The sequence below is a fragment of the Pseudomonas sp. NPDC086566 genome (assembly GCF_050280885.1).
GTDB classification, from domain to species: Bacteria; Pseudomonadota; Gammaproteobacteria; order Pseudomonadales; family Pseudomonadaceae; genus Aquipseudomonas; species Aquipseudomonas vlassakiae.
In genome coordinates, this window is record NZ_JBNNWD010000025.1 from 1 (window position 1) to 4,742 (window position 4,742).

At 47.6% G+C, this 4,742-nt stretch carries 5 protein-coding genes; all 5 read left to right on the forward strand.

Going from position 1 to position 4,742, the window contains the following annotated elements; genetic code table 11:
- Nucleotides 1-630 (forward strand): formylglycine-generating enzyme family protein (locus ACQKPS_RS26680; protein WP_427606268.1); only part of this gene is annotated, 630 nt, incomplete at its 5' end.
- Between the two features lie 48 nt (nucleotides 631-678).
- On the forward strand, nucleotides 679-1,830 hold the full coding sequence (locus ACQKPS_RS26685; RefSeq protein ID WP_427606270.1) for a formylglycine-generating enzyme family protein: 1,152 nt from the start codon (nucleotides 679-681) through the stop codon (nucleotides 1,828-1,830).
- A gap of 204 nt (nucleotides 1,831-2,034) precedes the next feature.
- Nucleotides 2,035-3,018, forward strand: coding sequence for a hypothetical protein (locus ACQKPS_RS26690; RefSeq protein WP_427606272.1), 984 nt, complete (start codon nucleotides 2,035-2,037; stop codon nucleotides 3,016-3,018).
- A gap of 4 nt (nucleotides 3,019-3,022) precedes the next feature.
- Nucleotides 3,023-3,937, forward strand: coding sequence for a formylglycine-generating enzyme family protein (locus ACQKPS_RS26695; RefSeq protein ID WP_427606274.1), 915 nt, complete (start codon nucleotides 3,023-3,025; stop codon nucleotides 3,935-3,937).
- A 480-nt stretch (nucleotides 3,938-4,417) separates the two neighbouring features.
- A partial coding sequence (locus tag ACQKPS_RS26700) for an SUMF1/EgtB/PvdO family nonheme iron enzyme (protein ID WP_427606276.1) occupies nucleotides 4,418-4,742 on the forward strand: 325 nt, incomplete at its 3' end.

Sequence of the window (4,742 nt, forward strand, 5' to 3'; positions counted from 1 at the left end):
GACTGGTACGAGGCTGAAAAATACTGCAATTGGCTTGGCGTGGTCAGTGGTCTTCCATTCTCACTGCCCACTGAAGCCCAGTGGGAATACGCCGCTCGGAGCAGAGGGCAATTTATTGCCGTCGCCACGGATGATGGTACTTATAAGGTAACTGATGAGTTCTACAATCGCGATGGGAGTGGCGGTCCACGAGGTATTAATATTTCTACGATCAGAGATCGAGAGGAGTTTTCCAAGGCTATGGGATGGAAAGTTCAAAGTTTTACATCACTCCCGGTTGATCGTTTTCCACCCAACCCATTAGGGCTGTATGCAATGTCTGATAATGGATTTGAATGGGTAAGTGACTGGTATGATCCTGATTATTACCACACCTCTCCTGTCCTGAATCCACAGGGTCCACCTGCGCCCGTTTATAAAGGAGAAGATACGGATAATAAGTATGCCAAGGTCCTGCGGGGTGTTGATTACGCCAACGCGCAATGGGGCGGAGGCTATAATGTTCGGCGCCGGTACAGTCCACCTGATGCAATCACGAAAAATATGTTTATAGATAAAGATCGCCGTGTAATTACCGACAAAACTGCTCGCTGTGTTGTAAACAGCCCTGTTCCTGTAAGTCGAGGTTAGATCGTCAGGTTCGCGGATGTGTCAGTGCGAAAATGGTGTTTGCGATAAGTGGAACGGAATACTACAGGCGTAAATAACGCTGTTAACCCAATTTTTCTGATCGTTGCAATTTTGGCCTTGGCTGCGGTGAATTTGATATTAGGTGGGGGAGGTATGAGGAGATATCTGAGCATCGGTCTTGTCATGGTGGCTACTGCTCTTGGTGGATGCGGCCAGGAGGTCAAAAGTAGTATGGTTGCTGTTCCGCAAGTGGATAATGAAAAGCTTGCAGTATTTATTGAGAAGATTGTTGAGCGGCAAGTATATGTTGAGGGAGGTAAATACCTGATGGGGGATTTCGGTGCTGAGTACGGGTCGGAAAAAATTCAATATGACGCCAATGTAAATAGTAAGCCGCTTCATGAAGTGGAGCTTAGTAGCTTTTCCATGTCGAAGTTTAAGGTTACAAATGAGGAGTATGGATTTTATTTGATGGCAAATCAGCTGTCATTAGCAGATGTCGAGGATGAAGATGTGGATTATAAATATTTCATGCTCATGCGCAGTGAACAAAAACTTCCTGCGCATATTGATTGGTATGAAGCTGAAAAATACTGTAGTTGGCTTGGCGCTGTAAGTGGTCTTCCATTCTCACTGCCTACTGAAGCCCAATGGGAGTACGCCGCTCGGAGCAGAGGGAAATTTCTTGCGGTCGCCACTGATGATGGTACTTACAAAATAACCGATGAGTTGTATAACCGTGACGGAAGCGGAGGGCCGCAAGGTATCAATATTTCCACGACCAGAGATCGAAAAGAGTTTGCCAAAGCATTGGGTTGGAAGGTTGATAGTCTGATATCACTCCCGGTTGATCAATTTCCACCCAATCCATTGGGGCTGTATGCGATGTCTGACAACGGCTTTGAGTGGGTGAGTGACTGGTATGACCCCGATTATTACCGTACCTCTCCTGTGAAGGACCCACAGGGGCCACTTGCCCCTGTTTATAAAGGCAAAGAAACGGGTAACAAATATGCCAAAGTTATGCGGGGTGTTGACGTTGCTGACGCGCGATGGGGAGGAGGATTTAATGTTCGGCGCAAGTATAGTCCACCTGATGCAATCAGGAAAAATATTATTCTGGATAAGGATAGTCGCATAATTACCGACAAAACCGCTCGTTGCGTCATAAACAGCCCTGTTCCTGTTAGTCGAGGTTAGATCGTCAGGTCCGCGGGAGGCGCTGAGTCTTGCTGGTGAGGCCTTTGCTGGCGCTTGAATGCAAGGCAACCTGAAGGATAACCAGTCAGTAAAGGTACATTGGGGCCGCTAGGCAGCCCCAAGTTGCTTAACTGATTTACTGAAAATAGTTAACAGGGGTTGAAGCCAGCAGGGCCGATTACTCCGGAGCACTGGACAGCGGGCATGCTGATGTCCAGTGGCGAGTTCACGGACTTTTGCACGATTGCGCCGAGCATAGGCGGGTTGGCAGGTGTTGGCGCGAGTGGGAAGTTTCACTGCACGTTCATTAACGGCAAGTTTTGCTTTCATGTTGCTGCCAGCCTGTGTTGGGGCTACGGGGCCAAGGGCGGGCTTATTTTTGAGGTGGGTACTAACTCGATTGCGGAGTTTGGGGCGTGGTTGGTGTATCAGCTTCATCAGTTGGACTATGGATTCTTTTCTGTTGTTGATGAAGACGCTTTTGGTATTTATAGCAGACTCTGCGTGCTCGGTTTTGCCAGTGTTGGTTTTAATATGTATAGCCAATATTCTGAAATGGCTAATGACTTGAAGGGCGTGCTTGAGGGTCTAGGAGATAGATTGCGCGCATTAGCAGATAGCTCGGTCAAGCATATTGAATCTTCCAGGCAAAGGAATGCCTTGGCAGAAAATACAATATCCCGGCGCTTGGAAATGCTGGCGTTTACTCCGGAATCTAAAGGTATTCTGATTTATTTGTTGACCAGGCATAGCAAGTGGGACGTTCTTGATCCTGATAATCGCGGTGTTGGTGTGACGCTTGATATATATCAGCGGCGAAAGGAAGCAGTTGTCTGGGTTTTGAGAAGTATTCAAACTCTTGCGGAGTGGCGCAAAGTTCTTTGTCGGGTGACGGTTGATGGGCATAGTCGGGCCAGCAATGGGGACGAAGCGATTATCGAAGAAAAACAAGAGCGAGGCTTGGTAGAGTTTTTGCAGCTTGGCTTAAATCGCGATGATGATCTGCGCAAAGCAAAGGATGAGCTGTATTCCGTTCGGCAGTGCATCAGGGCGGAAAGTAATGTGGAGTATGCGCTTACGATGAATAATACTGAGTATTACAGGCTCAATGGTGGCATTAATCCAGGTTTTCCTGGTCGATGCGACTTTGGTTTGAGATGTCGAGAAGTTGACTTTAGGTGGAGTTGATAAGATGAAAGTCGCTATATTTGTGCCGTCCGCTCTAATTCTCGCGATGTTGGGCGCTTGTGGTCAGGGAGTCGGCGATGATGACTTGAGTGTGTCGAACGCTGAGCTTGGAGAAGTAGAAGATTTTGTTAGAGAGATAGTTATGCGTCAGGTTTTCGTTGATGGGGGGGAGTTTTTGATGGGGGATTTTGGTGTCGAATTTGGAGAGCAGAAGATTCAGTACGATACTCATAAGCATAGCAAGCCTCTGCATCCGGTGAAGCTAAGTGGCTTTTCGATTGCGCGCTTCAAGGTGACGAATAAGGAGTATCAATTTTATTTAAAAGCTAATGGTCTTCTCTTGCCTGCGGAAGATGCGGAGAGCACAGACTCTAGGCGTCTGATGGTTTTGAGTGCTGACCCTACATTGCCTGCGCATGTAGATTGGTATCAGGCTGACAACTACTGCAATTGGTTGGGAGCTATAAGTGGGTTGCCTTTCTCATTACCTACTGAAGCGCAATGGGAGTTCGCGGCGCGGAGCAGGGGGCAGTTTCTTGCCGTAGCTACAGATGATGGGACCTACAAAATAACCGATGAGCTTTACAATCGAGATGGCAGTGGTGGTCCGCAAGGCATAAATATATCAACATCGCGAGACCGAAAAGAGTTTGCCAAGGCTCTGGGGTGGAAGTCAGATCTATTGGTATCTCTACCGGTCGATCGTTTCCCACCCAATCCCCTCGGATTGTATGGCATGTCTGATAATGGCTATGAGTGGGTCAGTGATTGGTACGATCCTGATTATTACAGCAAATCTCCTGAGTTGAATCCTCAAGGGCCTAGTGCGCCCGTTTACCAGGGTCGCGACACGGATAACAAATTCGCCAAGGTAATGCGGGGCGCTGATTATGCCAATGCACAGTGGGGGGCGGAGTAAATGTTCATCGATATTATTCCAATCCAGACGTAACGAGGCAGGAAAAATGGCGGGATAAAGTTGTTCTCTCCATCTCCAACAAAACTGCTCGCTGCGTCGTAAACAGCACTGTTCCTGTCAATTGAGGTTAGATCGTCAGGTTCGCGAATTTGTTAGGGCGATAATGGCGTTTGCGATAAATGAAACGGAATGCTAGAGGCTGAATTACGGTGTTAACACCCAGGTTTGCAGATGTTTCAGGGCGAAAGCGCTTAATGCAAGTGCCAAATTGGGTTCGATCGCGATGATGATCTTCGCAGGGCGAAGGACGAATTGTACGCCATTCGAAATGGTTATCAGGTTGGAAAGCAGTTGGGGGTATGCGCTTACTATGAATAGCACCGAATACTACAGGCTGAATTACGGTAATAACCCCAATTTCCCTGAGCGCTGTAGTTTTGGCCCTGATTGCAGTGAATTTGATTTTAGGTGGGGGGAAGTATGAGGGCGTATCTGAATATTAGTCTCGTTTTGGTCGCTTCAGCTATTGCTGGGTGCGGCCAGGAAGTCAGCAGCAATGTAGCTAGTGCTCCGCAAGTGGATCCTGAAAGGGTTGAGGCTTTTATTAAGAAGGTAGTCGAGCGGCAGGTGTATGTTGAGGGTGGCAAATACCTGATGGGGGATTTCGGTGCTGAGTATGGTTTGGAAAAAATTCAATATGATGCTGATGGGAACAGTAAGCCGCTTCATGAGGTAAAGCTTAGTAGTTTTTCCATGTCGAAGTTCAAGGTGACGAATGAGGAGTATGATTTTTACCTGCTGGCAA